Origin of the sequence: Massilicoli timonensis (genome assembly GCF_900199515.1) — a bacterium.
In the GTDB taxonomy this organism is placed as follows: Bacteria; Bacillota_I; Bacilli_A; order Erysipelotrichales; family Erysipelotrichaceae; genus Massilicoli; species Massilicoli timonensis.
The window spans coordinates 1,022,160-1,043,836 of record NZ_LT963434.1; the positions used below are offsets into that span (position 1 = coordinate 1,022,160).

At 43.1% G+C, this 21,677-nt stretch carries 21 protein-coding genes; 7 read left to right on the forward strand and 14 right to left on the reverse strand.

Annotated elements, in window-relative coordinates; all coding sequences use genetic code 11:
• Positions 1-292 precede the first annotated feature (292 nt).
• The 8 genes from C1712_RS07020 to agaB form a co-directional block, all read right to left on the reverse strand.
• Complete coding sequence (locus C1712_RS07020) at positions 293-1,534, reverse strand: hypothetical protein (protein WP_102268047.1); 1,242 nt, start codon at positions 1,532-1,534, stop codon at positions 293-295.
• A gap of 103 nt (positions 1,535-1,637) precedes the next feature.
• The gene (locus tag C1712_RS07025; RefSeq protein WP_102268049.1) at positions 1,638-3,332 is read right to left on the reverse strand and encodes a phospho-sugar mutase; all 1,695 of its coding nucleotides are present in this window, start codon (positions 3,330-3,332) and stop codon (positions 1,638-1,640) included.
• Positions 3,333-3,410: 78 nt separating this feature from the next.
• The gene (locus C1712_RS07030; protein WP_102268050.1) at positions 3,411-3,677 is read right to left on the reverse strand and encodes a phosphocarrier protein HPr; all 267 of its coding nucleotides are present in this window, start codon (positions 3,675-3,677) and stop codon (positions 3,411-3,413) included.
• A 94-nt stretch (positions 3,678-3,771) separates the two neighbouring features.
• On the reverse strand, positions 3,772-5,028 hold the full coding sequence (locus C1712_RS13005; protein WP_245858085.1) for a 2-thiouracil desulfurase family protein: 1,257 nt from the start codon (positions 5,026-5,028) through the stop codon (positions 3,772-3,774).
• A gap of 73 nt (positions 5,029-5,101) precedes the next feature.
• The gene (locus tag C1712_RS07040; protein WP_102268052.1) at positions 5,102-5,761 is read right to left on the reverse strand and encodes a hypothetical protein; all 660 of its coding nucleotides are present in this window, start codon (positions 5,759-5,761) and stop codon (positions 5,102-5,104) included.
• Between the two features lie 145 nt (positions 5,762-5,906).
• Positions 5,907-6,818, reverse strand: coding sequence for a PTS system mannose/fructose/sorbose family transporter subunit IID (locus C1712_RS07045; RefSeq protein WP_102268054.1), 912 nt, complete (start codon positions 6,816-6,818; stop codon positions 5,907-5,909).
• Positions 6,808-7,629, reverse strand: coding sequence for a PTS mannose/fructose/sorbose/N-acetylgalactosamine transporter subunit IIC (locus C1712_RS07050; protein ID WP_102268056.1), 822 nt, complete (start codon positions 7,627-7,629; stop codon positions 6,808-6,810). Before C1712_RS07050 ends, C1712_RS07045 begins: the two co-directional genes overlap by 11 nt.
• 35 nt (positions 7,630-7,664) lie before the next feature.
• Entirely contained in the window at positions 7,665-8,141 is a 477-nt protein-coding gene (gene agaB / locus C1712_RS07055; protein ID WP_102268058.1) for a PTS galactosamine transporter subunit IIB, read from the reverse strand.
• Positions 8,142-8,539: 398 nt separating this feature from the next.
• On the opposite strand from agaB, the gene C1712_RS07060 reads away from it, so the two are divergent.
• A complete protein-coding gene (locus C1712_RS07060; protein ID WP_102268060.1) occupies positions 8,540-9,709 on the forward strand; it encodes an AraC family transcriptional regulator in 1,170 nt (389 codons plus the stop codon).
• Between the two features lie 347 nt (positions 9,710-10,056).
• Here C1712_RS07060 and agaF read toward each other — a convergent pair whose 3' ends face one another.
• On the reverse strand, positions 10,057-10,491 hold the full coding sequence (agaF, locus tag C1712_RS07065; protein ID WP_102268062.1) for a PTS galactosamine/N-acetylgalactosamine transporter subunit IIA: 435 nt from the start codon (positions 10,489-10,491) through the stop codon (positions 10,057-10,059).
• 20 nt (positions 10,492-10,511) lie between these two features.
• Positions 10,512-11,687, reverse strand: a complete 1,176-nt coding sequence (locus tag C1712_RS07070) for an SIS domain-containing protein (protein WP_102268064.1) — start codon at positions 11,685-11,687, stop codon at positions 10,512-10,514.
• Between the two features lie 193 nt (positions 11,688-11,880).
• On the opposite strand from C1712_RS07070, the gene C1712_RS07075 reads away from it, so the two are divergent.
• Positions 11,881-12,465, forward strand: a complete 585-nt coding sequence (locus tag C1712_RS07075; protein WP_102268066.1) for a hypothetical protein — start codon at positions 11,881-11,883, stop codon at positions 12,463-12,465.
• 102 nt (positions 12,466-12,567) lie between these two features.
• Here C1712_RS07075 and C1712_RS07080 read toward each other — a convergent pair whose 3' ends face one another.
• The 4 genes from C1712_RS07080 to C1712_RS07095 all read right to left on the reverse strand — a co-directional run bounded on the left by C1712_RS07080 (position 12,568) and on the right by C1712_RS07095 (position 16,436).
• Positions 12,568-13,479, reverse strand: a complete 912-nt coding sequence (locus C1712_RS07080; protein ID WP_102268068.1) for a GNAT family N-acetyltransferase — start codon at positions 13,477-13,479, stop codon at positions 12,568-12,570.
• Positions 13,476-13,754 carry a hypothetical protein gene (locus C1712_RS07085; RefSeq protein ID WP_102268070.1) on the reverse strand — a complete coding sequence of 93 codons (279 nt, stop codon included), beginning with the start codon at positions 13,752-13,754 and terminating at the stop codon, positions 13,476-13,478. The genes C1712_RS07080 and C1712_RS07085 overlap by 4 nt, the downstream gene beginning before the upstream one ends.
• 58 nt (positions 13,755-13,812) lie before the next feature.
• On the reverse strand, positions 13,813-14,451 hold the full coding sequence (ispD, locus tag C1712_RS07090; protein ID WP_102268072.1) for a 2-C-methyl-D-erythritol 4-phosphate cytidylyltransferase: 639 nt from the start codon (positions 14,449-14,451) through the stop codon (positions 13,813-13,815).
• A gap of 92 nt (positions 14,452-14,543) precedes the next feature.
• Positions 14,544-16,436 (reverse strand): Clp protease N-terminal domain-containing protein, encoded by a 1,893-nt coding sequence (locus C1712_RS07095; protein WP_102268074.1) that lies wholly within the window; start codon positions 16,434-16,436, stop codon positions 14,544-14,546.
• Positions 16,437-16,617: 181 nt separating this feature from the next.
• Here C1712_RS07095 and C1712_RS07100 point away from each other — a divergent pair, with 181 nt between their 5' ends.
• From C1712_RS07100 to C1712_RS07120, 5 genes are all read left to right on the forward strand, one after another.
• Positions 16,618-17,295, forward strand: coding sequence for a response regulator transcription factor (locus tag C1712_RS07100; protein ID WP_102268076.1), 678 nt, complete (start codon positions 16,618-16,620; stop codon positions 17,293-17,295).
• The gene (locus C1712_RS07105) at positions 17,282-18,289 is read left to right on the forward strand and encodes a sensor histidine kinase (RefSeq protein ID WP_102268078.1); all 1,008 of its coding nucleotides are present in this window, start codon (positions 17,282-17,284) and stop codon (positions 18,287-18,289) included. Before C1712_RS07100 ends, C1712_RS07105 begins: the two co-directional genes overlap by 14 nt.
• Before the next feature lie 167 nt (positions 18,290-18,456).
• On the forward strand, positions 18,457-18,657 hold the full coding sequence (locus tag C1712_RS07110; RefSeq protein WP_146003320.1) for a hypothetical protein: 201 nt from the start codon (positions 18,457-18,459) through the stop codon (positions 18,655-18,657).
• Positions 18,642-19,409, forward strand: coding sequence for an ABC transporter ATP-binding protein (locus tag C1712_RS07115; RefSeq protein ID WP_102268082.1), 768 nt, complete (start codon positions 18,642-18,644; stop codon positions 19,407-19,409). Before C1712_RS07110 ends, C1712_RS07115 begins: the two co-directional genes overlap by 16 nt.
• Entirely contained in the window at positions 19,399-21,411 is a 2,013-nt protein-coding gene (locus C1712_RS07120; RefSeq protein WP_102268084.1) for an ABC transporter permease, read from the forward strand. The genes C1712_RS07115 and C1712_RS07120 overlap by 11 nt, the downstream gene beginning before the upstream one ends.
• Positions 21,412-21,677: the final 266 nt, after the last annotated feature.

Sequence of the window (21,677 nt, forward strand, 5' to 3'; positions counted from 1 at the left end):
TTACAAATCAATTTATCTATTAAATCTTGTCCTAAATAACAATCTAAATGATCATTCCATTTTTATTTCACAAGATACATTTACATTTTTACAGCCCAATCTCGATATGGCTGTGGCTCTGATGCGGATACCGGTGCACACAGAGCCGCACAAGCGCTGAATAACAAAATGAAACAGATCAGTTTTCTCAATAACTTCATACAATCTTCCTCCTTGTTAAATCCACATTACCATAGACTATATGAAATAGAAAGGAAAAGATGACTCTAGGAAAACACAACTCTCAAAACTCTTAATTTAGGCTGACTTTTTTATCTTCGTTTTCCTGTTTCAGCCTTTTTAATATGCTTAGTTTTTTACTCGTATTCTGAAAATGCTCCAACTCTACGTCTATTTGATAACGGGTAACATTATCATAAAATGTCAGATGAGGAAGCACTTTTCTTTCCAAATACGCTAATCTCTCATGATTCTTTAAGTTTTGTTTTTCGCAGTAATAACAATACAATCCATAATCTGATTTTGATTCAAAATACTGTCGGTTCATTTTCCTGAATTTACGAAAATCGCTCGCCACATCCAACTGGCTTTCACAAAATAAGATATTTAGTACAACACAAGAATAAACATACATATTGCTCTCGGGAAGTTTTAATGTCTGATAAAATAAATCCAATGCGGTTTGATAATCTTGTTCTTTCATGCAATACCGCCCATAGTTTCCATAAAACTGCTTCTTTTTGATAAGCGGAAAATCTTTTGTCTGTGCTAAGCGATACATCTCTTTTAACGCCTGTTTTATTTTATTCGGTTCGATCTGCACATAATAACCGACTATACAATCCCAATATTCATAAAGCATGATTTGATTATTTGTTTGGATTGCCCGCTCTTTTATTGTTTCGCCTAATAGGATCATCTTTTCAAAATTATGATCATGCTGATATTTTGTCATTAAATGCACTTGTATCGGAAGATAGTCTATCATTTCCAGTTCCGGATGCTGTTCATATAATTGCTTTTCAAAAGGAAAACTTACCATCGTAGAAGAATATACACAGTAAAAACAAATGAGTTCTGACATTTCTTTACCGAAAATATCGTGGTATTGCATAAAAATGCGAATGCTGTTTTCACTTAAATAGTATAGTTGGCTAAAATAGCGACTGAGATTTTGAAAGAATACGGTTAGATTGACGCAGCTGATCTCGCTTTGATATGCCTCTAACTGCTTCCGTATGCGATCGATGATCTGTTTACAGTTTTCTTGATCAAAATAGTTGAGTGCCTTGTGCAGTTCCATTATTTCCGTTTTGATGCAGGCAGGGATCTCTTTATGATAGGTTAGGCATAGATTGCTTAATATTTTATCATATGTGCATGTCGAAACATCACTTGCCTTTTTTTGTATTTTCGCAAAGGTGGCGCTGCTCATGTGGATGGCCTCCGCAAACCTGCGCACGCTCATCCCACTCAGCATGCGATACAACTGTATTTGTTTTGATAATTGTTCTTTTTCCGCGTTTGTAAGCATCGTATCCCCCTCTGTTTCTATTTCCTATTTTAATTTTACCATCATATGCGAAACCTGTAAACCAAAGAAACAGCAGAACCACTGCTGATCCTGCTGTTTGTCTCTACTGCGTCAGTTCCTGCATCGCTTTCTGATAGTGTACGGTTTTCTCATGCGCATCGGCTAATGAATCGCCCTTGATGCAGTAATAAAACTTGCACTTTGGTTCCGTACCGCTTGGTCGAATCGCAATCCAACTGCCATCCTCCAAATAGTATTTCAATACGTCTGAAGAAGTGAAGCCGCATAATGCTTTGACTGCACCGTTTTCTTTTATTACGGCTTCTTTATAGTCCTCCATCTTCACGACCTTTGTACCGTTGATTTGTGATAGATCGCTGTTTCTTAAATCAGTCAAGATTGCTTTGATACGTTCTGCGCCTTCCTGTCCTTTCAATGTCAATGATGTCTGACTTTCCTCATAGTAGCCTAATTCTTCATATAAGCCATATAACACATCGACCAAGGTTTTCCCTTGTGCTTTGTAGTAACAAGCCGCCTCAGCCAGCATTAAGCACGCCTGTGGTGCGTCTTTATCACGAACGAACGGACTGATCAAAGAACCGTAGCTTTCTTCATAGCCGAATACATATTGTTTTTCATTGTTGATCTCATATTGAGCGACTTTCTCACCGATGAATTTGAAGCCGGTCAAGGTCTTTTCCGTTTCCACACCGTATTTCGCTGCGATCTTTTCACCGAGATCACTTGTTACGACCGTATTGAACATGACCGGATGCGGCGGCATTTCCCCTTTGGCTTTCATCTGTGAGAAAATATATTCGATCAGCACCGATCCGCTCTGATTGCCGGTAAGCAGCACATACTCGCCCTGATGCTTGACACCGACGCCCATACGATCCGCATCAGGATCACATACCAGAATAATATCGGCATCTGCTTTCTTTGCATATTGCAGCGCCAGTTCATAGGCGCCTTTTTCTTCCGGGTTCGGGGTTGGCGTATTGGAAAAGTTCGGGTCCGGCGTACATTGCTCTTCCACTGCCACAAAATGATACCCGCATCTTGTATATAACTCTTTTACCGGAATATTCGCCGTTCCATGCTCCGGTGTAAAGACGATCAGTACATCACTCTTGTTGATCTGCGGATTTAACTGAATTCCCATTACTTTTTCATAATAGGCTTCATCTACTTCTTCACCGATCACATGGATCAACGCTTCCTGCTCTTTACTAAGATCAACCGTAATGGCAAGAGGATCTTCTACCGCATTCACGCGATCAATGACCTGCTTTGCCAAATGCGGCACTAACTGGCATCCTTTCTCATCATACAGCTTATAACCGTTGTATTCTTTCGGATTATGACTGGCGGTTACCATGATCCCGCCAAAACAGTGCAGATAACGCACCGCAAATGATAATTCCGGAGTCGGGCGCAGAGAAGCAAATACATAAGAAGGAATGCCATGCTTCGCTAATACCTTGGCAGAATCCATCGCAAATTCATAGGACATATGACGGTTATCATAGCCGATCGCCACACCGCGTTTTTTCGCTTCTTCCCCATTGCTTTCAATATAGCGGGCAAAGCCTTCATTCGCTTTACGAATCGTATGCAGATTGATACGATTGGTGCCTACGCCAAGCAAACCGCGCATACCAGCTGTCCCAAACTCAATATCGGTATAAAATGCGTCATTCAAAGCCGCATCATCCATCGTTTCCAGTTCCGCTTTGAGAGACGGATCTAAATTTGGATGCTGCTTCCAAAATTCATATACTTCTGTTCTCATATGATTCTCTCCTTTTCTTGTAAGCGGTTACGCTCATCGGGTAAAAAAAGGCGGCTCACGCCACCTTCTGAATCCTGATTAAGCAATGATCTTCTGAGCGCGCAATACTTCTTCAATCGCTGCAACTGCTTCTTCTTCATCTTCACCGTTGCAGGTAATCGTAATCTCAGATTTTGTAGGGATGCCCAAAGACATAACGCCCATGATCGATTTCATGTTTACTTCACGTCCGCCGTAAGCAACATTTACTTCACTTTTGAATTTGCTTGCTGCATTTACCGCAATCGTAGCCGGACGCGCGTGCAGTCCAACTGGATCCACAACTGTAACATTGATTGATTTCATTTCATATTCCTCCTAAAATAACTTTCTTCTATGCTCTTATTTTACTCTATTTTGATAGCACTTACAATGCTAAATTGCGTTTTTTTACAGTTTTTCAGTCTTTTGCTTTTTCCTGATGTTCTATTTTGCATTGTTTCGTAAGATATTCTACAAATCTGTCGCTGTTCCATACATAGAGCCCGTTTCTCTCAAATAGCCGCACCGTTAGACCGCTGCCCGCAATCAACTTTTTAGAAAAGGTCCCGTCATAGATCTCACCTTTGCCACACGAGGGAGATCGCGCCTGCATGATCGCAACATTTGCCTCATGCTCATTTGCAATGCGCAAAGCCTCCTGCGCGCCAAGCAGATAAGCTGCGCTCACATCTTCCTTATTTTCATTGATGATCTTGCCGTCTCTGATTTCGGCACATGGCCGCGGTGTCGGCAATCCGCCTAACTGCTCAGGGCAGACACAGACATAGTCTTTCCCCTGAAGAAACTGTATGATCGTTTCATTGGCATTGCTTTTCCCATTGTATTTGCATGGTTCTCCCATCAGACAACTGCTTACGACATAGCGGATCGACGGTTTACTGTGATCGTATTGATCGTCTAATTCAAAATATGCGATATCCTGTTCATCTAAGATCAGCGTATCGACATAAAACAGTTTTTCCCGCCAGTCATCTAATGAATCCAACAGACAATTATCAAATACATTCAGATAGAGCAGTTGAGTCAATTTCGTAACATCCGGCATTTGCTGAAGCAGATTATGCTCCAAGTGCAAAACGCTGAGATCGGTTAATAAAGCGAGCGCAGAAGCATCAAGCAGATGATTGTCGCTCACATACAGTTCTTCTAAATGCGGATAATGATAGATTTGTTCCAGTGAGCGAAGCCGATTATGATCGAGTGATAAGATTTTTAATTGCGGACATTCCAACTGCATCAATTCTGACAAGTTGCAGCGATTCAAATACAACTCTTCCAAACGAGATAAAAACCGCAGGTCATGCCATGTAATTGCCGTGTCAGAAGCATCCAGTACCTTTATCCCCGCTACTTTTCTCAGACCGCTCCAATCCACGATCGGATTGCCTTTTACGATCAGCGTTTCCAAATGCGGCACATGCTTTAACTGTGACAGTTCGCTGATCTGATTGCCGCTTATATTCAAAAGCCGCAACTGCGGGAAATACACCAAGAAGCGCAGATGATCCAAATCGGCATGGATCAGCGACAGCTCCGTTACCTTTGCCAGTGTCTTTTCTTTTATTTTTTTACGAAAGATCCCTTTGGCAAAAAGCGGTGCCAAAGCATCATAGACCGTTTCCTCTAAATCAACTCCACGGATCAGTTCACTCATCTTATCACCTTCTGGATTCTATTATATAACGACTTTCACATAATAAAAACCCCTTGGCTTAGGGGTTTGTTCCTTATTGCAGATGATCTTCCGCCGCATTCATATGCATTCTTGCTGCTTCCGCATAAATGGAATCTGGATAAAAGCAGGAAAGCGACGTTCTGAAATTCACTTCCGCCTGTTCATAATCCGCCAGCTTTTCATACTGCAATGCAATACCATATAAGATCATACCCAATGGAATTCCATAATATTTCTTAGAATTGATCATTTCTTCCATTTCCTCAATCATATCAGTACGATCTTGAAAAACGATCTCATACAGCTTTCCATCATAAGCGATCATCTTTTCATCTTTTGTCTGTTTGATCGCTTCCAGCAGCTCATCACAGTATTTTTGATTCTCTTTGAACAAAAAAGTATGATAATAAAGCTCCATGACTTCCTTGCGTTCAGCAGGCTTATAAGCGTCATTTACGACCATCTTCCGCAGCAGCGTTTCAAAGTTTTCTACGTCTTTTTTCAGATAATATGCCCGGATCTGAAACAGATCTAACACATATGGCCGATACAGATACTTGGCAAAAAAAGATCCCGCTGCTGTAATGACGCCGTCATAATCACCGCTGTCCAAAGCGCTCTGCATTTTTTTATAGATACGCTGTTTCACGATCTGCAGCACCGCTACCACAAGCAGCATGCCTGCCAATATATAAAATGATACTGAACTCATAGTGCACCTCATTTTCTTCTTGATAAAGGAAAGGGACCATGTTGCCATAGTCCCTTTTGATACATGTCTGTATCACGATAGAGTAAGAGAGTTACCTTCTATCTTCGCATTTAATCAACAATGTTGATCGTCTTAGCTAAAAGATTTATTCAGCAGGTGGCAATTCGTACCATTCAACAACTGGATCATAACCGCCTGGAATACCATTACCTTCTGCGTCGATGGCTTTAGAGTCACCAGACCAGATACCGAATGCACAACCTGCGATTGCAACAACCAGGATCAGAACGATACATTTGATTGGAGTCCATCCTTTTTTGATCAGGGCGAACAGACCAACTGTGATCAGCAACGGAATCAGTTTCGGTAAGATTCCATCTAACAGTGACTGTACGTTGATTGCCGGATCAGCAATTGCGATACGAACAGTTGTACCACCGTAGTTTGCGATCAAAGCACCTACAGTGAAGATACCTAAGATAGATGCTGCACGAGTAAATTCTTTTGCGTTGCTTGTTAACATCGTTACTGCTTTTGTACCCAGGTTATAAGACCAGTGCATTAAGAAGTAACGTACTGCAAACTGAACAGCGTTGAAGATCACTAAGAACAGAATCGCACCTAAGATGGATTTGTCATTCAGTGCCATGTTTGCTGTAATACCAGCTGTGATTGGAACCAATGTCAGCCAGAACAGCGCATCACCGATACCACCTAAAGGTCCGGCAGCAGAAATACGTACGGAACGAATTGTCTGCGTATCAACTTTGTTCTGTTCCAAAGATAATACGATACCCATTACGAATGTTACTAAGAATGGATGTGTATTCAAGAAATCAAGGTTGTGAGCCATAGAAGCTTTTAAGTCTTCTTTGTTTGTATGGATTTTCTGAAGGCCTGGTAACATACCCCATAACCAACCTGCAGCCTGCATTCTTTCATAGTTGAATGAAGCCTGTAAGAAGCAAGACATCCATACCATTTTGTTCAAGGTTTTCTTATCCAGCTGAGGTGCTGGTGTCAGATCTTGATATTTTTCAGGAATATTATATGCCATCAGTGACACCTCCTCCGTTAGAACCTGCATTTGCTTTGATCTTTGTATTGATCTGGTAGTCGTACAGAGCGATTGCCAAACCAACCATTGCGCACATCAGAAGTGTAGCACCTGACATACCCGGAACTGCTGCACACAGGTTAGCCATAACGAAACCTGCGAACAGGAAGCCCCACATTTCGCCTGACATCATAACTTTCATCAGGATTGCGAAACCTACGAACTTCATTGCGCCACCTGCTGCATCTAATCCAGCCATTACCCAAGAGAACTGGAATGAGAAGTCACGCAGTGTGTCACCTAACTGTGCAGCACCGTAAACACCGGCAACTGCCAATACACCAAATAATGTACCTAAGATAGCCATTTCAATGTAGTTAACCATTGCAATGCCTCTAGGATTTCCTTCTTCAGCAGCTTTGTCCGCTTTTGCCATTAAACCTGACATAATCGTGAAAGTCAATGTTACGGCGTACTGTCCGAAGATTGCGAATGGAATAGCCAGACCTACAGCCAGACCTACACCGTCAGCTGTCGGTTCCAATCCCATAGAAATCGCGAATGCCGCAGTCATGATCGTACCCATGATTGCGTTAGGTGGCTGAGCTCCACCGATAGGCATACTACCAATCTGTACTAACTGGTAAGCACCACCTACAACGATACCAAGTTCAAAGTTTCCTAAGATCGCACCCATAATAGGACCTAAAACAACTGGCTGGTACAGGGATTCTAAGAAACTGAACTGGTCGATACCCATAATGAAGGCTACTACGAAAATCAATAGTGCCTGTACAACAGTAATATCCATGTGTTTCTCCTTTCGAGCGAATTCAGTTTGAATTCTTACTTAAATAATTTGCTAATGTCTTCAGCAGCCGTGTCCGGAACACGTTTGATTTCCAATTCACAGCCTAAATCCTGAAGTTCCTTAAATGCGGCAACGTCTGCATCATCAACAGCTACTGAAGTAGCTACCTGACGTTTACCTTCTGCCATGTGCATGTTTCCGATGTTTACCTTTGTAATCGGTACGCCACCTTTCTTCAAGCGCAGGACATCCTGTGGTGTTTCACAGATGATTGCGATTTTCTGAGCCGGGCTGGCTTTGTCGATGATCGCGCAAGTTTTTTCGATTGAGAAAAAACGAGTCTGTGCGTATGCAGGCGCTGCCATATTCATGAGTCCCTGACGGAATTCATCAGTAGCGACCGCATCGTTTGCAACCAACAACAAGTTCGCACCTGTAACTGCAGACCACATCGTTGCAACCTGTCCGTGAATCAGACGATTGTCGATTCTTACTAAAACGATATTTGGCATTATGCTCTCTCCCTTCTATCAATACATGAACTTAAACCGTTATTACTTTGTGATGAGTCAAAGCAATAAGCAAACCCTTGAGTTCGTTTTAATCTTATGACAAGAGTGCCTATTTTTCTTTACACTTTTTATTAGTCGTTTTGCACTTTTTAATCAAATGTAAACGATTTTTCTATAAACGCCAATCTATCGGCAACATTTTACATACAGCAGTAAAAATAGTATAGGTTACTGTAAATTTAATTCTATTTGTGTGAGAAAATGTGAATAAACAGTTTAATTACAGCGAAATAACGGAAAAACTGCGTTTAATTAAAGCATTATCAAATCATTCTTTCTGCGTTTTTACTTTATAAAAAAGCGAAGATTTGTTATACTTTACCTATGAGGTGGTAATTGTGTTCAATCGTACAACCAGTTTTATCTTTAATAAATACGGCGAGATCATTTCAGAATTAAATCAGCGTCATGACAAGCTGATCGAATCCACGATACGCCTGAAAGAAAAGTATATACGTGAATACATGTCGTTTGATAAGGACGTCTATATCCAGGTACAGCAGGGCATCGTCATGCTGGTCGTTTCAATGGATGAAGACGCGGCGGAATACGAGAAGTTTGTGATCCACCGCATCATCAAGGTCAAGGCAGGCGTTAAGTTCAATTTCATCAGCATTTCTTCCACCTCACGGGTGGAGCTGTTATATACATATGGCGCCAAAAAGACGATGATTCCTACTTTTAACAAAGTACCGGTTACTTATGAGCGTTTAGTGCCTACTTTCGAAGTGAAAGAGATCTTCGGTTATTACTATCAGGTGCGCAATGCCAACTATATCTTCCCGGGAGAAAAGCATAATTACTGGGAACTGTCCTTCATCGACCACGGCACCCTGCACACCAATATTGACGGCAAAGATTTTACGCTCAATAATTTCGATCTGATCCTCTATGCGCCAAACCAGTTTCATACGCAAAGCACGGCAGATCGTCAGTCCTGCTCTTATTTAACGATTCTTTTCGAGATGGACCTTCCTGACGCGCAGCGCATCTCTAACCGTGTATTCAACGCGCATCGCGACATCCACAACGCACTGAACAATTTTATCAAGGTTTCCAGCAATGAGACCTTCTATGACAATGAGCTGATGCTTTGTTATTTGAAAGAACTGATCGTCAAGCTGCTCCAGTATGATTTCCTTTCCAGCACGCCGGTTGCCTCTACACCGATGCAGCAGCGTTTTGAAAATGAACTGCTGAATGAAATCATCATCTATATCAATGAAAACATTTATGAATCGTTTACGATCGAAGAGATCTGTCATAAGTTCTCGATCAGCCGTTCATCGCTGCAGACATTGTTCAAAAATAATTTGAGTATTGCGCCAAAGCAGTACATCAGCGATCTGAAGCTGAATAAGAGCAAACTGCTGATCAAGGAGTCCATGTATACGATTTCGGAAATCTCCTCTAAGCTCGGCTTTTCCAGCATTCACTATTTTTCAAGAAAGTTTAAGCAGCAGTTCGGCATTACACCGACCGACTATGCCAAAACGATCTATAATTAACTTCTCGCACTTCTTAAAGTCGATGAAAAGGAATCCCCTGCATCCTGGATATTGATGTGAGGATTCCTTTTTTTACTTGCTTTCCATGAAGCATGACTTAGATAAACAGATCTGTTGCCTGCAGGGGATATCCGATTTCATGATTCCATCATGCTATTCTTAAATGACAGATCGCCAAAACGCTTGCAATTCACTCATACACTTCTGTTACCTTGCTTACATACAAATCCATAAAAACAAGTCGCATAAAACAAACAAAAAAAAGAAGCTGTAACTTTTTCGCACGACCTCATTGATCTTTGACATCGTCTGTTTCCTTACAGCCTCTTTCTTCGCAAATGTTTTAACTAAATACCGTCTTCATCATCAGCAGGTCCGTTGTTTACTGCCTGGAACACATAGCGTACGACCTGATCTTTACCGGTATTCACCGCCATATCCGCCAATGCCTTCACATCGGTTACAAAGTTTCTTGCCATTGACATTTCGATCAGCATCGGTAAATTCGTACCGCCGATCACTTCCATATTTTCATGCTGCATGGACAATACAACCGATGTTTTGAACGGAGATCCGCCGCCTAAATCAGAAAGCACCAGAATGCCGTCGCAGTCTTTCAGCGCGTCGATCGCTTTATTCAATTCACGTTCCAGATCTTCCACGGAGTATTCAGACAAAAAGTCCACATACTGATAATCCGTAGGTTCTCCAGCAATCAGCTTCAATGAGCTCGTTAATCCGGAACCGAAGTTCCCATGACCTGTAACAATAATACCAATCATAATTCCTCTCCTTTTCTATTTTATTTTGTATAAGGGTAAATCGTAACCCCTTGCACAACCCGATTTACTTCGCCGCTTGGACATGGGTTGTCCGGCGTAATGTCATAAGACAGCGATTTGAACAGCGCCAGCACCTGTGCAACCAGAATATAGTTAAATGCCAAGAACATATTGTCTGCGCTGCTTTCGTTTTCAAATGCGTAATAATAGTCTACCAAACCTTTTAAGGTTTCATCATAGGCGTTGCTGACAGCCAAGATCTTATTTCCTTTGCGCTGTCCGCTCATTTCTTTTACCAGATCCATTTCATAAGTACGTGTATATGGATCATCGCTCAAATATACGACCGTTAAAGTTTCATCATTGATGATGGATTTCGGTCCATGACGGAAGCCCATCGGCGTATCGAACATCGTTGCGACTTTACCTGCCGTAAGTTCCAGCATTTTTAGCTGAGATTCCTGCGCTACCCCTTTTAATGCGTTGCTGCCAAGATAAACGATGCGGTTGAAGTCATATGCATCGGCAATCGCAGCGATCTCTTTCCAGTTTTCATTTAAGAATGTTTCACTTGACTTGATGATCATTTCCACGGTCTTTGCCGTTTCCTCTAATTCATCCAAGTGGAAGCACAGCAATGTCGCAAGCATCATGTTGGAATAAGAGCTCGTCATCGCAAAGCTTTGATCATGCGTTTCCGGTGTTAAATTGATCGCATACACATTATCTCTGGTAAGCGCCGCTTTTGACAGTGCCCCTTCATGGTTGCAGGTTACGACCAAGTGATAGACGTTTTTCCCGCAAACGACATCCGCAACTTCTACTGCGCCAACTGATTCAGGCGAATTACCGGAACGGCCAAACGAGATTAACAGGGTCGGCTTTGTCGCAGACAGATAGTTTTCAGGCGTTGCGACAATATCCGTTGTCCCATAAGACTTCGTTTTATAGTTTGTCAGTTTGTTTAAGTATGAGAACAGCGCGTTGCCGACAAATTCACTGGTACCGGCGCCGGTCAGGATAATGTCGTAATCCTCATGCTTTGTCACATTGGCGATAAATTTTTTGATCGCTTCTTTTTCACTCTTGATCTGGGCAATGGTCTTACGCCAGGTTGCCGGCTGCTGGTGAATTTCCGTAGCGGTGAACACGCTCTTGGTGCTTTCGAGCGTCTGTTGATCTTTTCCAAAAATCATGGTTATCTTTCTCCTTTTCTAACTGATGATAGCGTATTCAGTTTTACAGCATCATTATATAACGAGGCGCACTAAAATACAATAAATGAGCGAAGCGATTGCTAATAAGTGCAAAACTTTCGCTAATAATTTGTAATCTGCTTGTGGACGATGCTTTACTTTCCATATATAATATAGAACAGAGGTGATAAGAATGGGTTTATTTACAAGAAACAAAGAGGTCGTCTTGCAAGGCAGGAATATCTACCGAGATAAGCACAATCGCTATGTTTATTATAAGAAAAGCAATCATGTCGGATATGTGATCACTCCGGAAAAATACAGCACGTTTCAGATGATCGGCATGCGTTATATTTTAGGAGTAACCGCAGCTGCGCTGATTTACTCGTTTCATGTCGATGTACTGATCGCCGCATTGATCGGTGTTGTCATCATCGGTGCATTGGAATTTCAGCTGCGTTTCAGACTGCTGCCGCATTTGACACAAATTCCCGATTTTGATGTTTCTGACAAACCGGGCGTGATCGAAAATTTAGCAGATAAGGCCGATACGGGCAAACTGATCCTGCTGGGCGTCTTGTATCTGGTATTCGCCGCTTTGTTCGTATTGCTTGCCATTGAGAATGAATACGATGAAGTGGTCATCTGGATTTGCTGCGGCGCGATCTGCATCGGTGCGATCTATTATGCGGCGCTGCACTTTCTGGCAGCACACTATCGTCAAAAGCATCCGAAAGTAACAAAAGAGAAACAAATCAAATTAAAGATCAAAAAGTAAGAGTTCGTAAAGGCGGACTTTTTCTTTTTGTATTTGTCCTCCCATATGAAAAGCATACAAAAAGGGCACTTTATTTCAGTGCCTCTTTGATCGATCAGATACTTACATTTCCATATGCAGAAACATCGGCTTCTTTAATGAGGCAAACACTTCCTTTGTTGAAGCGGCTTTCTGCCCATATAAGCGTTGAAACAGCGCCGGGTGATTGATACGTGCCATCATATGCGGCACCCGTTTGGGTATCGCAAGCGGAAACAGCTTTTCTAAGCTTTCATCCTGTGAAACATGGATCATGATATAAGGATCGTCCCGCATGATCCAATGCGCCAGCTTCATGATGGCCGCAGAACCGAGATAAACGATTTCCCTAATTTCCGCATAATGCTCCTTACGGATATAGCAGGCATAGCCCTGCACGCCTGCTGCCGTTTCATAGACCGCAATGCCGCCGATTGAGCGATATTTTTCGATCAGTTCGTCAAAATAACCGGCATCGCGAACGATATAAGCGTCAAAATGACGAATATATTTGCGATAGACTTCATAAAGCTGTGCACCGCTGTTTGCCGCATGCACATTGACATTGCTGACCTGTTCCAATAACTTATGCGAGATCTGATACTGCTTTTTATCATAAACGCTGACAAAGCCGAAAGGCTCATACAGTTTCGGATAAAAGGCGTCGATCAGCGTAATCAGATGATTATGCGCTTCTTCATCCAGCACATGACGCATCAGATCTTTCATATAATCGCAGCGCCGATAATCCGGGATCGTGGCAACGCCCAAAAGAAAAGATACTTCCAGCTTCTGCTGCATCAGCATCAGCGTTTCTTCTCGCATATGGATCGTTGAGATCACTTTATCATCATCGTCAATGACGATCGTCGCATGATCATCATAGCCGTGATCGAAATAATGCTGGACCTCTGCCTTTTCATAATTGGCAAAATGCGACAGCCAGATCGATCGAATCTGTTCCTTCTGCGCATAGCTCGCATTTTTCAGCATCATGATTCTTCCCTCTCGCTATATTCTACATCAATGATATCACCACTGCCGCTCCCGCGTTCGATATCATCATCGTGAAAATAGGAACTCTGCTCATTTGTCTGATCCTGAAACTGGCGAAAATAGGACTGCTGCTGTTTTCTGATCTTGCGGCGCGTAAAAAAGCCGGCAACCCAGATCACGATTCCCATGATGATGAAAAACCACAACAAATAAGGAAGCAGCCAGATCAACAGCATCACAATTACCACCGTTCCCAAAAGCGAAACAAACTCCATAAGCAATTCCTCTCTTTCTCCTGTATTATAACGTAAATACCCTGCTTTGTGAATAGCACTAGTGCAGGTCATCCGCTGTCGTTACCTTGCTGTTTTCATAATTGCCCATTACGACATGGACCGCATGCCCACAATATTCCACCACTGCCGCATCATCGCTCAGCACTGCCTGCTCTTTCATCGTTTTTTCATAGCACTGCTTTAACAAAGCGCTGGAAAAAGCCTGCGGCGTCTGTGCACACCAAAGCAGTTCCCGTTTCGGTGTAGCGCTGACCAAGCCGTTTTCCACGACCTTGATCGTATCCTTGACCGGTACTGCCAAAAGACAGGCACCGGTTTCCGCCGTCTTTTTCAGTAACCGTTTCAAGCTTTCTTCATCTAAATAAGGGCGCGCCCCATCATGCACCAGCACATGATCCTGCGTTACCGTGCATAGTCCATGATAAACACTTTCCCCTCTGGTCGCTCCGCCGCTCACATAACGAATCTTCTTTGCCGCAAACAGCTTTTGAAAATCCGCCTGTTCCTCTTTGCGACAAACGATGATGACCTCACGGCAGTCGTCATCACGCAAAAACAAGCGTACGCTTTCTTCAATGATACATCTGCCCGATGGCAGACGGTAAAACATCTTATTGTAACCAAGGCCGGTTCTGCTTCCACTTCCCGCTGCTACTACGATTGTACTATATTTCATATATTTTCCATCCTCTTTGTTTCATTTGTGTTTTTTATTGTAACACAGAAATATGTGATTGCTGCCAAAATAGCGTCAAAAAGAAAGGAATCTTAACCGATCCCCGCCTTTTCTAATTGATTTCGCTTCACCTTATGATAGGCATCCCGCAAAGAAGTGCTTTGCTTTAACTGCTGTCCGATCGCTTCTTCACTCACCTCGATCCGACAGGCATCCAGCATTTTCTGAATGATCTGTATCTGATGCTGTTCACTGAGCTTTTGAAACGTGAAGCACGCTTCTAAATACGGCTGCACCATGCCTAAAGCATGACCGGCAGACGCTTTGGTAAAATACATCGCTTTCGGGAGTTCCTGCTTTTCATCATGCAAAATGATCAAGACATGCCGAAATGATACCTGCCAGCCGTTTGTTTCTAACGATCCATTTTCAAAAGCAGAACAAAGCAGCGCTTCCAAAGCAGGATCCGCTTCGATATGATGAATGGAAAGCACACAAAAGGGCGTGCGCTTGATCTTGCGCATCACTTCCTCGATCTGCTGCTTCCAAGTACGTCCATCTAACGCAAACACTTCCTCTTGGGCAAAATAGAGTTTGGCGATCGCTTTTGCCATCTTTCTTTTTCCGCTGTGCGCTTCTCCCCGAAACAGCCAAACGCCAAGGTTAGGACCTTCTTTACGCAGATGCTTCAAATAAGCAACGATCTTGTCCGCCAGTTCCTCCTGACCGGCAAATAACCGTTTCAGTTCATCCTGCTGCCGGTGATAAAGCCGTTTGGTAAAAGGGATATGTGTCATCTGTTCCATCGCTTCCGCAACCTGCTTTCTGGTTACGATCTTGCTTCCGTGCAAAGTCGTTTTCACACAGGCCAGATCCAGCACATCCAGCGCTTTATCGGGAAAACGGCGCTGCGGCATATAACGTTCACAATAAGCGATGATCGCATCCAGTGCGTCCGCTTCCACCGTTACCTCATGAAAGGCGCCGTACTCCTTCGCCTTTTGCTTTAATAAAGGCCGCATCGCTTCCACCTGCGGTTCTTTTAATACGATCGGATGAAAACGACGCTGCAACGCCCGATCCTTTTCGATATGCTTTTCATATTCCTCCAAGGTGGTCGCACCGATCAAGCGCATCTTTCCCCGCGCCAAATAAGGTTTCAGCACCGAAGCGACATCGATCGAACCCTCTGATTTGCCGGCGCCGATCATCATGTGGATCTCGTCAATAAAGACGATGATATGCGGATACTTCGCTAACATTTGTAACAGCCTTTGTAGTTTTTCCTCAAAATCACCGCGGTATTTTGTTCCTGCGACCAGCGCATTCAAATTCAGTTCATAAATACGACAGCCTTTTAGATGCTGCGGCACCTGATCTTTTTTCAGCAGCCATGCCAGCTGCTCCACAACGGCGCTTTTTCCTACGCCCGCATCGCCCAGCAGCAGCGGATTGGCTTTTTCTTTGCGCGAGAGCACTTCCATGATCTGCGCCAGCTCCTGCTCTCTGCCGATCAAGCTTGATGCGCTGCCTTGCGCCAGATCACACAGTTCCTCATAACGTGCCAGTATGCCCGCTACGTCCGCCAACTGATCTTTTAATTCCTCCAGATCGACGCCATAGCGTAGCAGCATCTCCCCGGCAACACTGTTTTCATATGCCAAAAGGGCATTCCCAAGACACTTTTCAGCTTCATCATCGCTTTTTTCCGCCAAGGAGCGGGCATCGTCAATGATCTCCTGTGCCACCTGCGTCATCTGCACGTCCTCTTCCTTGATCACCCCATCTAATATCCCAAACAGCACCATCAGATCCTCCTGTACCTGATGATAAAAGACACCGTGCCTTTCCAGATAACGGGTAAACGCACTGTCCTTTTGCCTCATCAATGCAAGCAGCAGATGTTCACTGCCCACATAATGATTGCCCATTTTGCACGCTTCCGCTTTTGCCTGCTCAACAAGTTGTGAAATACGCTCTTTCATCTTTCCACCAGCCTCATCTTATTTTATGTGTCATCTGTTGTTAGTATATCCCATTATCCGCTTTCTTAACGCTTCATTTCGCATTTCCTGCTTTTGCCTTTCTTACGCACAAGATGGCGTTTTCCCATAAAAAAGCGTTACATTTTGCGATTTTGTGCTATCATAAGAGCAGGTGATGTTTATGTATAAAATTATGATCGTGGAAGATAATCCAACCATTCGTACCGAATTATGCAGTTTTCTCAATCACAACGGTTATGAAACCTGCACCCCCGATGACTTTGAACAAGTCGTGGAATACGTAAAGCACTGCGCGCCGCATCTGATCTTGCTGGATCTGAATCTGCCGATCGTAGACGGCCATGTGATCTGCCGCGAGATCCGCAAAACAAGCGAGATTCCCATCATTATCGTAACCAGCCGTGATTCCGATATGGATGAACTCATCTCCTTAAATCTAGGAGCGGATGATTTCATTACCAAGCCTTATAATTTACAGGTACTGTTGGCACATATGTCGCGGGTCTTGATGCGTGTCTATGAGTCCGGCAACAATACGACTTTACACATTGGCGAATGTGTGCTGGATATATCCAAAAGCACGATCTCATGGAAGAATCAAACGGTCGATCTAACCAAAAACGAGCTGCGCATCATGCACTGCCTGTTTCAAAACAAAAACAAGATCGTTTCCCGCAATGAATTGATGCAGCACATGTGGGATTGCGATCTGTTTGTCGATGACAACACATTAACGGTCAATATCAACCGACTGCGCAAAAAACTGGAATATTTGCAGCTGAATGACTTTATCGTTACCAAACGAGGCTTAGGGTATATCATTTATGAAGATCACTGATTACTTAAAAGAAAAACTCTACCTGATCTTAGCCGCCTTGCTCGTCGTTTCATTGACGACCTTGTTTTTAGCGGTATCGAAGGTAACTCAGGATCAGATCGTTTTCATCGACGTCATGTTTTTATTATTTGTCATGCTGATTTTATTTGTGGAATATCAGCGCCGTCATTTTTTCTATCGCGATCTAAAAGAAACGCTGGATGCGTTAGATAAAAAATACCTGATCACCGAAATATTGGAAGAACCGCAGTTTATGGATGGACGCATCTTGTATGAATGTTTAAGTGAAGTCGATAAGAGCATGATCGATGAAATCAGCGTTTATCGGCGAGCACAGCAGGAATACAAAGAATATGTGGAGATGTGGGTACATGAAGTCAAGACCCCGCTTGCTTCCGCAAACCTCATCCTAGACAATCATCCTTCCGCTACCAGCACGCCTTTGAAAGAGGAATTAAAGAAAGTGGAACGATTTGTGGAACAGGCGCTTTTTTATGCCAAAAGCAATACGGTGGAAAAAGACTATATCATCAACAAGCTTACACTTTCCAAACCGGTTCATGCGGTCGTCAAAAAACACGCCGCTTCCTTTATCTACCGCCATATCACTTTGACCTTGGACAATTTGGAACAAACGGTATATGCCGATGGGAAATGGCTTGAATTCATCTTAGATCAGATCATCGTCAATGCCTTGAAATACTGCGATGATCATGGAACGATCACCATCTCTGCCAACAAGGAAGAACAGCAGGTTTGCCTGCGCATCAGCGATAACGGCTGCGGCATCAGCGCTGCCGATCTGCCGAGTATTTTTGAAAAAGGCTTTACCGGAAGCAATGGCCGCTCTCACGAAAAATCAACCGGCATCGGTTTATATCTATGCGCGAAGCTGTGTGCCAAAATGTATCTGGGCATACGCGCAGAAAGTACCCCACAGCAGGGAACGACCATGATCATTACCTTTCCTTTGGGCAGTCATTACCAGTTTTAGGCAATTCTCCCAAACAAGAAGCCTTTGTATCAAACGGCTTCTTTTTATCTGCCTCATTGTATGCTACAATCTGACTATCTTACTAAAATGTAAGTAAAGTGAAAGACACTTCTATGGCTTGTAAGGATCGCTTATCTTATAATGCAGGTACAACGGAGGTGGATATGATGAAAAAACATACATTGATCACAGTTTTGATCGTTCTGCTTGGGATCTATCATGCCAGCACGATGCTGTTTGATTTTCCGATCCCTACAGAAGTACACATGGCTTTATTGGCCGCTTTCTTAATCGGGATCTTATATCTGCAATGCGAGGATCTTCGCTTTTCAAATCATAAGGAGGACTATACATGGAAACAGTATTAAGCGTTTCAAACGTAGAAAAGTATTACGGCAGCAAGGGCAACATTACCAAAGCGGTAGACAACATTTCCTTTGAAGTGGAAAAAGGGGAATTTATCGGTATCATGGGGCCCAGCGGCAGCGGAAAGACCACACTGCTAAACTGTATTGCAACGATCGATCATGTAACAAGCGGGCATATCATCATAAATGAGAAGGACATTACCCGCATCAAGAAAAACAATCTGTCTAAATTCAGACGGGAAGAATTAGGCTTTATCTTTCAGGACTTTAACTTATTAGATACTTTGACCGCTTATGAGAATATCGCTTTGGCATTAACGATTTCCAAAGTAGCGCCGAAGCAGATCGAAGCAAGCGTAAAAGAAGTAGCAGAAAAGCTGGAAATTACCGATATCTTAAAAAAGTATCCTTACCAGATGTCCGGCGGTCAGAAGCAGCGTGTAGCGGCTGCTCGCGCCTTGATCACCAATCCGACGCTGATCTTAGCTGATGAACCGACCGGTGCGCTTGATTCTAAGTCAAGCCGGATGTTATTAGATTCTATGACAAAGCTGAATCAAGACTATCATGCAACGATCATGATGGTTACGCATGACGCATTTTCCGCTTCTTATGCCAACCGCATCTTATTTATCAAAGATGGCAAGATCTTCAATGAGATCCGTAAAGGAAATGACACGCGCAAGGACTTTTTTAACCGCATCATCGAAGTGGTAACCTTGCTTGGAGGTGATTCCTCTAATGTACTTTAAGTTAGCTTATCAGAATGTCAAAAAGAGTTATCGTGATTTTATGATCTATTTCCTGACGCTGGCGTTCTCTGTCTGCTTGTTTTATACCTTTAATTCCTTTCAGCAGCAGAAAGAAGTGCTGTCGCTAAATGAAATGGAACACGCGATCCTGGAAACAACCGGTATCGTCATGAATTTTCTGTCGATCTTTGTGGCGATCGTATTTGCTTTCCTGATCTTATATGCCAATCGTTTCCTGATCAAAAGAAGAAAACAGGAATTCGGCCTTTATCAACTGCTGGGCATGCCCAATGGCAAGATCGACCGCATCTTGGTTTATGAAACCGTATTGATCGGTCTGATCTCACTTGTGGCGGGCATGATGCTGGGAATTGCTTTATCACAGTGTTTGAGCATATTGACGGCTTCTTTGTTTGAAGTGGAATTGAACTATCACTTTATTTTTTCCTGGGGTGCAACGATCGCGACGATCCTGTTATTTGCTTTGATCTTTACGGTCACCATCATTTTGAACAGTTTTGAGATCAACCGTTTCAAACTGATCGATCTATTGCAGGCAAATCAAAAGCATCAGCAATCCCATCTGCAAAACCTGTATCTGTCAGTATTCTTATTTCTGGTATCGCTTGGGCTGCTTGGATATGCTTATTATTTATCTTCCCGCGGCGCCTATCTGATCGACACGACACAGCTGCAGATCATGCTGGTTTGCGGTCTGGCCGGTACATTCCTGCTGTTTTTTTCACTAAGCGGCTTTTTATTAAAATTCATTCAAAGCAGCAAGCGCTTTTATTACCGCAAACTGAATATGTTTGTCCTACGGCAGTTAAACGCCAACATCAACAGCAATTTCTTTTCTATGAGCATTATTTCTATTTTGTTGCTGCTGTCCATCGGAGCGCTGTCCACCGGTTTCTCACTGCGGGAATCGATCAATTCCACCGTCATCCTGTCAACGCCTTATGACGCCTCGATCTCAATTGATGGACTGCGTGATCCGGATGCGGCGGTTGTTTTGGAAAAAGACTTTTTTGAGGAAATTCATTATTTCCATGTTTATAAAGGGGAACCTGTCAATACTTTAGCGAAATATGCACAACAGGAAACCACACAGACATTATTGAAAAACGTATCTTCTTATACGTCGATCCAATATGTCAAACTATCTGAATTTAACCAGTTTTTACGCCACATCGGGGAAGAGGAACTCACGCTTGGCGATAAGGAAGGATATGCCTTTAGCAGTACTGACATGGTCCATCAATATTTAGCGGATGTGATGTCAGACAAGCCGGTCTTGTCGGTTTATGGCACATCGGTTCGTGTCAAAGCCGTATCCGAGCAGTTATACAACGGTTATACGACCCCGAATATGGGAGTGATTGCTTTCGGTATCGTCGTGCCGGACAATCTGATTCCCGCAGATGCGCCGCTCAATCTCACCGCCATCAACTTAACTCCTAAAGACAAAGAATCCATAGAATGGCGCAAATCGGTTTATCAAAGCGTACAGGATACGTTAGAGAACACAACGGAAGATCAGCTTGCCGATGGTGCGGAATACTGGGCCATTGATTTAGAAGGCAAGGAGGATGTCAGACGCAATACAGTCGGCCTTTCTACTGTATTTACCTACATTGGCTTATATCTGGGTACGGTCTTTCTGATTGCCTGCTCAGTCATGTTGGCACTGCAGCAGTTATCCAGCGCCAGCAGCGACCAGCAGCGCTATCGAACCCTTGTACAGTTGGGCTGTGAAAGACGCATGATCAATCACGCGGTACTGTTACAGATTTCGCTGTACTTCATCATACCGCTGATTGTAGGTATGATCCATTCTTTCTTCGGCATACGCTTTGTCAGTGATATTGTGCAGCTATTTGGCAGACTGGATATTTTCACCAGCTCCGCCTATACGGCAGCGATCCTTGTGATCATATACGGTTCCTATTTCTATATCACTTATTTAGGCTATCGTTCCATTATCCATTCTAAATCTTAATCTAGTCAGCCTGTAAAAGGGCTGACTTCCCTTTGTAAAGGAGAATCATTATGTTTTTGAAACTGGCGCCGGGCAATGTCAAACGCGCTTATCGCGAATATCTATTATACTATTTGAAACGAAGTTAAAGCGATCAACCACTCAAAATTGCCTGATCTGAAAATAAAGATGGTTTATCATGGATGATAAGCCATCTTTTGATAATTAGAAATAATGATCAACCATCACAACAAAATAGATAGAAACTCTTTTCTAGACATCTATCT

Bases quoted from the DNA above. Each gene is read 5' to 3' on its own strand.
- C1712_RS07020 (WP_102268047.1), bottom strand. From the start codon at position 1,534: ATGCTTACAAACGCGGAAAAAGAACAATTATCAAAACAAATACAGTTG.
- C1712_RS07025 (WP_102268049.1), bottom strand. From the start codon at position 3,332: ATGAGAACAGAAGTATATGAATTTTGGAAGCAGCATCCAAATTTAGAT.
- C1712_RS07030 (WP_102268050.1), bottom strand. From the start codon at position 3,677: ATGAAATCAATCAATGTTACAGTTGTGGATCCAGTTGGACTGCACGCG.
- C1712_RS13005 (WP_245858085.1), bottom strand. From the start codon at position 5,028: ATGAGTGAACTGATCCGTGGAGTTGATTTAGAGGAAACGGTCTATGAT.
- C1712_RS07040 (WP_102268052.1), bottom strand. From the start codon at position 5,761: ATGAGTTCAGTATCATTTTATATATTGGCAGGCATGCTGCTTGTGGTA.
- C1712_RS07045 (WP_102268054.1), bottom strand. From the start codon at position 6,818: ATGGCATATAATATTCCTGAAAAATATCAAGATCTGACACCAGCACCT.
- C1712_RS07050 (WP_102268056.1), bottom strand. From the start codon at position 7,629: ATGGATATTACTGTTGTACAGGCACTATTGATTTTCGTAGTAGCCTTC.
- agaB (WP_102268058.1), bottom strand. From the start codon at position 8,141: ATGCCAAATATCGTTTTAGTAAGAATCGACAATCGTCTGATTCACGGA.
- agaF (WP_102268062.1), bottom strand. From the start codon at position 10,491: ATGATTGGTATTATTGTTACAGGTCATGGGAACTTCGGTTCCGGATTA.
- C1712_RS07070 (WP_102268064.1), bottom strand. From the start codon at position 11,687: ATGATTTTTGGAAAAGATCAACAGACGCTCGAAAGCACCAAGAGCGTG.
- C1712_RS07075 (WP_102268066.1), top strand. From the start codon at position 11,881: ATGGGTTTATTTACAAGAAACAAAGAGGTCGTCTTGCAAGGCAGGAAT.
- C1712_RS07080 (WP_102268068.1), bottom strand. From the start codon at position 13,479: ATGATGCTGAAAAATGCGAGCTATGCGCAGAAGGAACAGATTCGATCG.
- C1712_RS07085 (WP_102268070.1), bottom strand. From the start codon at position 13,754: ATGGAGTTTGTTTCGCTTTTGGGAACGGTGGTAATTGTGATGCTGTTG.
- ispD (WP_102268072.1), bottom strand. From the start codon at position 14,451: ATGAAATATAGTACAATCGTAGTAGCAGCGGGAAGTGGAAGCAGAACC.
- C1712_RS07095 (WP_102268074.1), bottom strand. From the start codon at position 16,436: ATGAAAGAGCGTATTTCACAACTTGTTGAGCAGGCAAAAGCGGAAGCG.
- C1712_RS07100 (WP_102268076.1), top strand. From the start codon at position 16,618: ATGTATAAAATTATGATCGTGGAAGATAATCCAACCATTCGTACCGAA.
- C1712_RS07105 (WP_102268078.1), top strand. From the start codon at position 17,282: ATGAAGATCACTGATTACTTAAAAGAAAAACTCTACCTGATCTTAGCC.
- C1712_RS07110 (WP_146003320.1), top strand. From the start codon at position 18,457: ATGAAAAAACATACATTGATCACAGTTTTGATCGTTCTGCTTGGGATC.
- C1712_RS07115 (WP_102268082.1), top strand. From the start codon at position 18,642: ATGGAAACAGTATTAAGCGTTTCAAACGTAGAAAAGTATTACGGCAGC.
- C1712_RS07120 (WP_102268084.1), top strand. From the start codon at position 19,399: ATGTACTTTAAGTTAGCTTATCAGAATGTCAAAAAGAGTTATCGTGAT.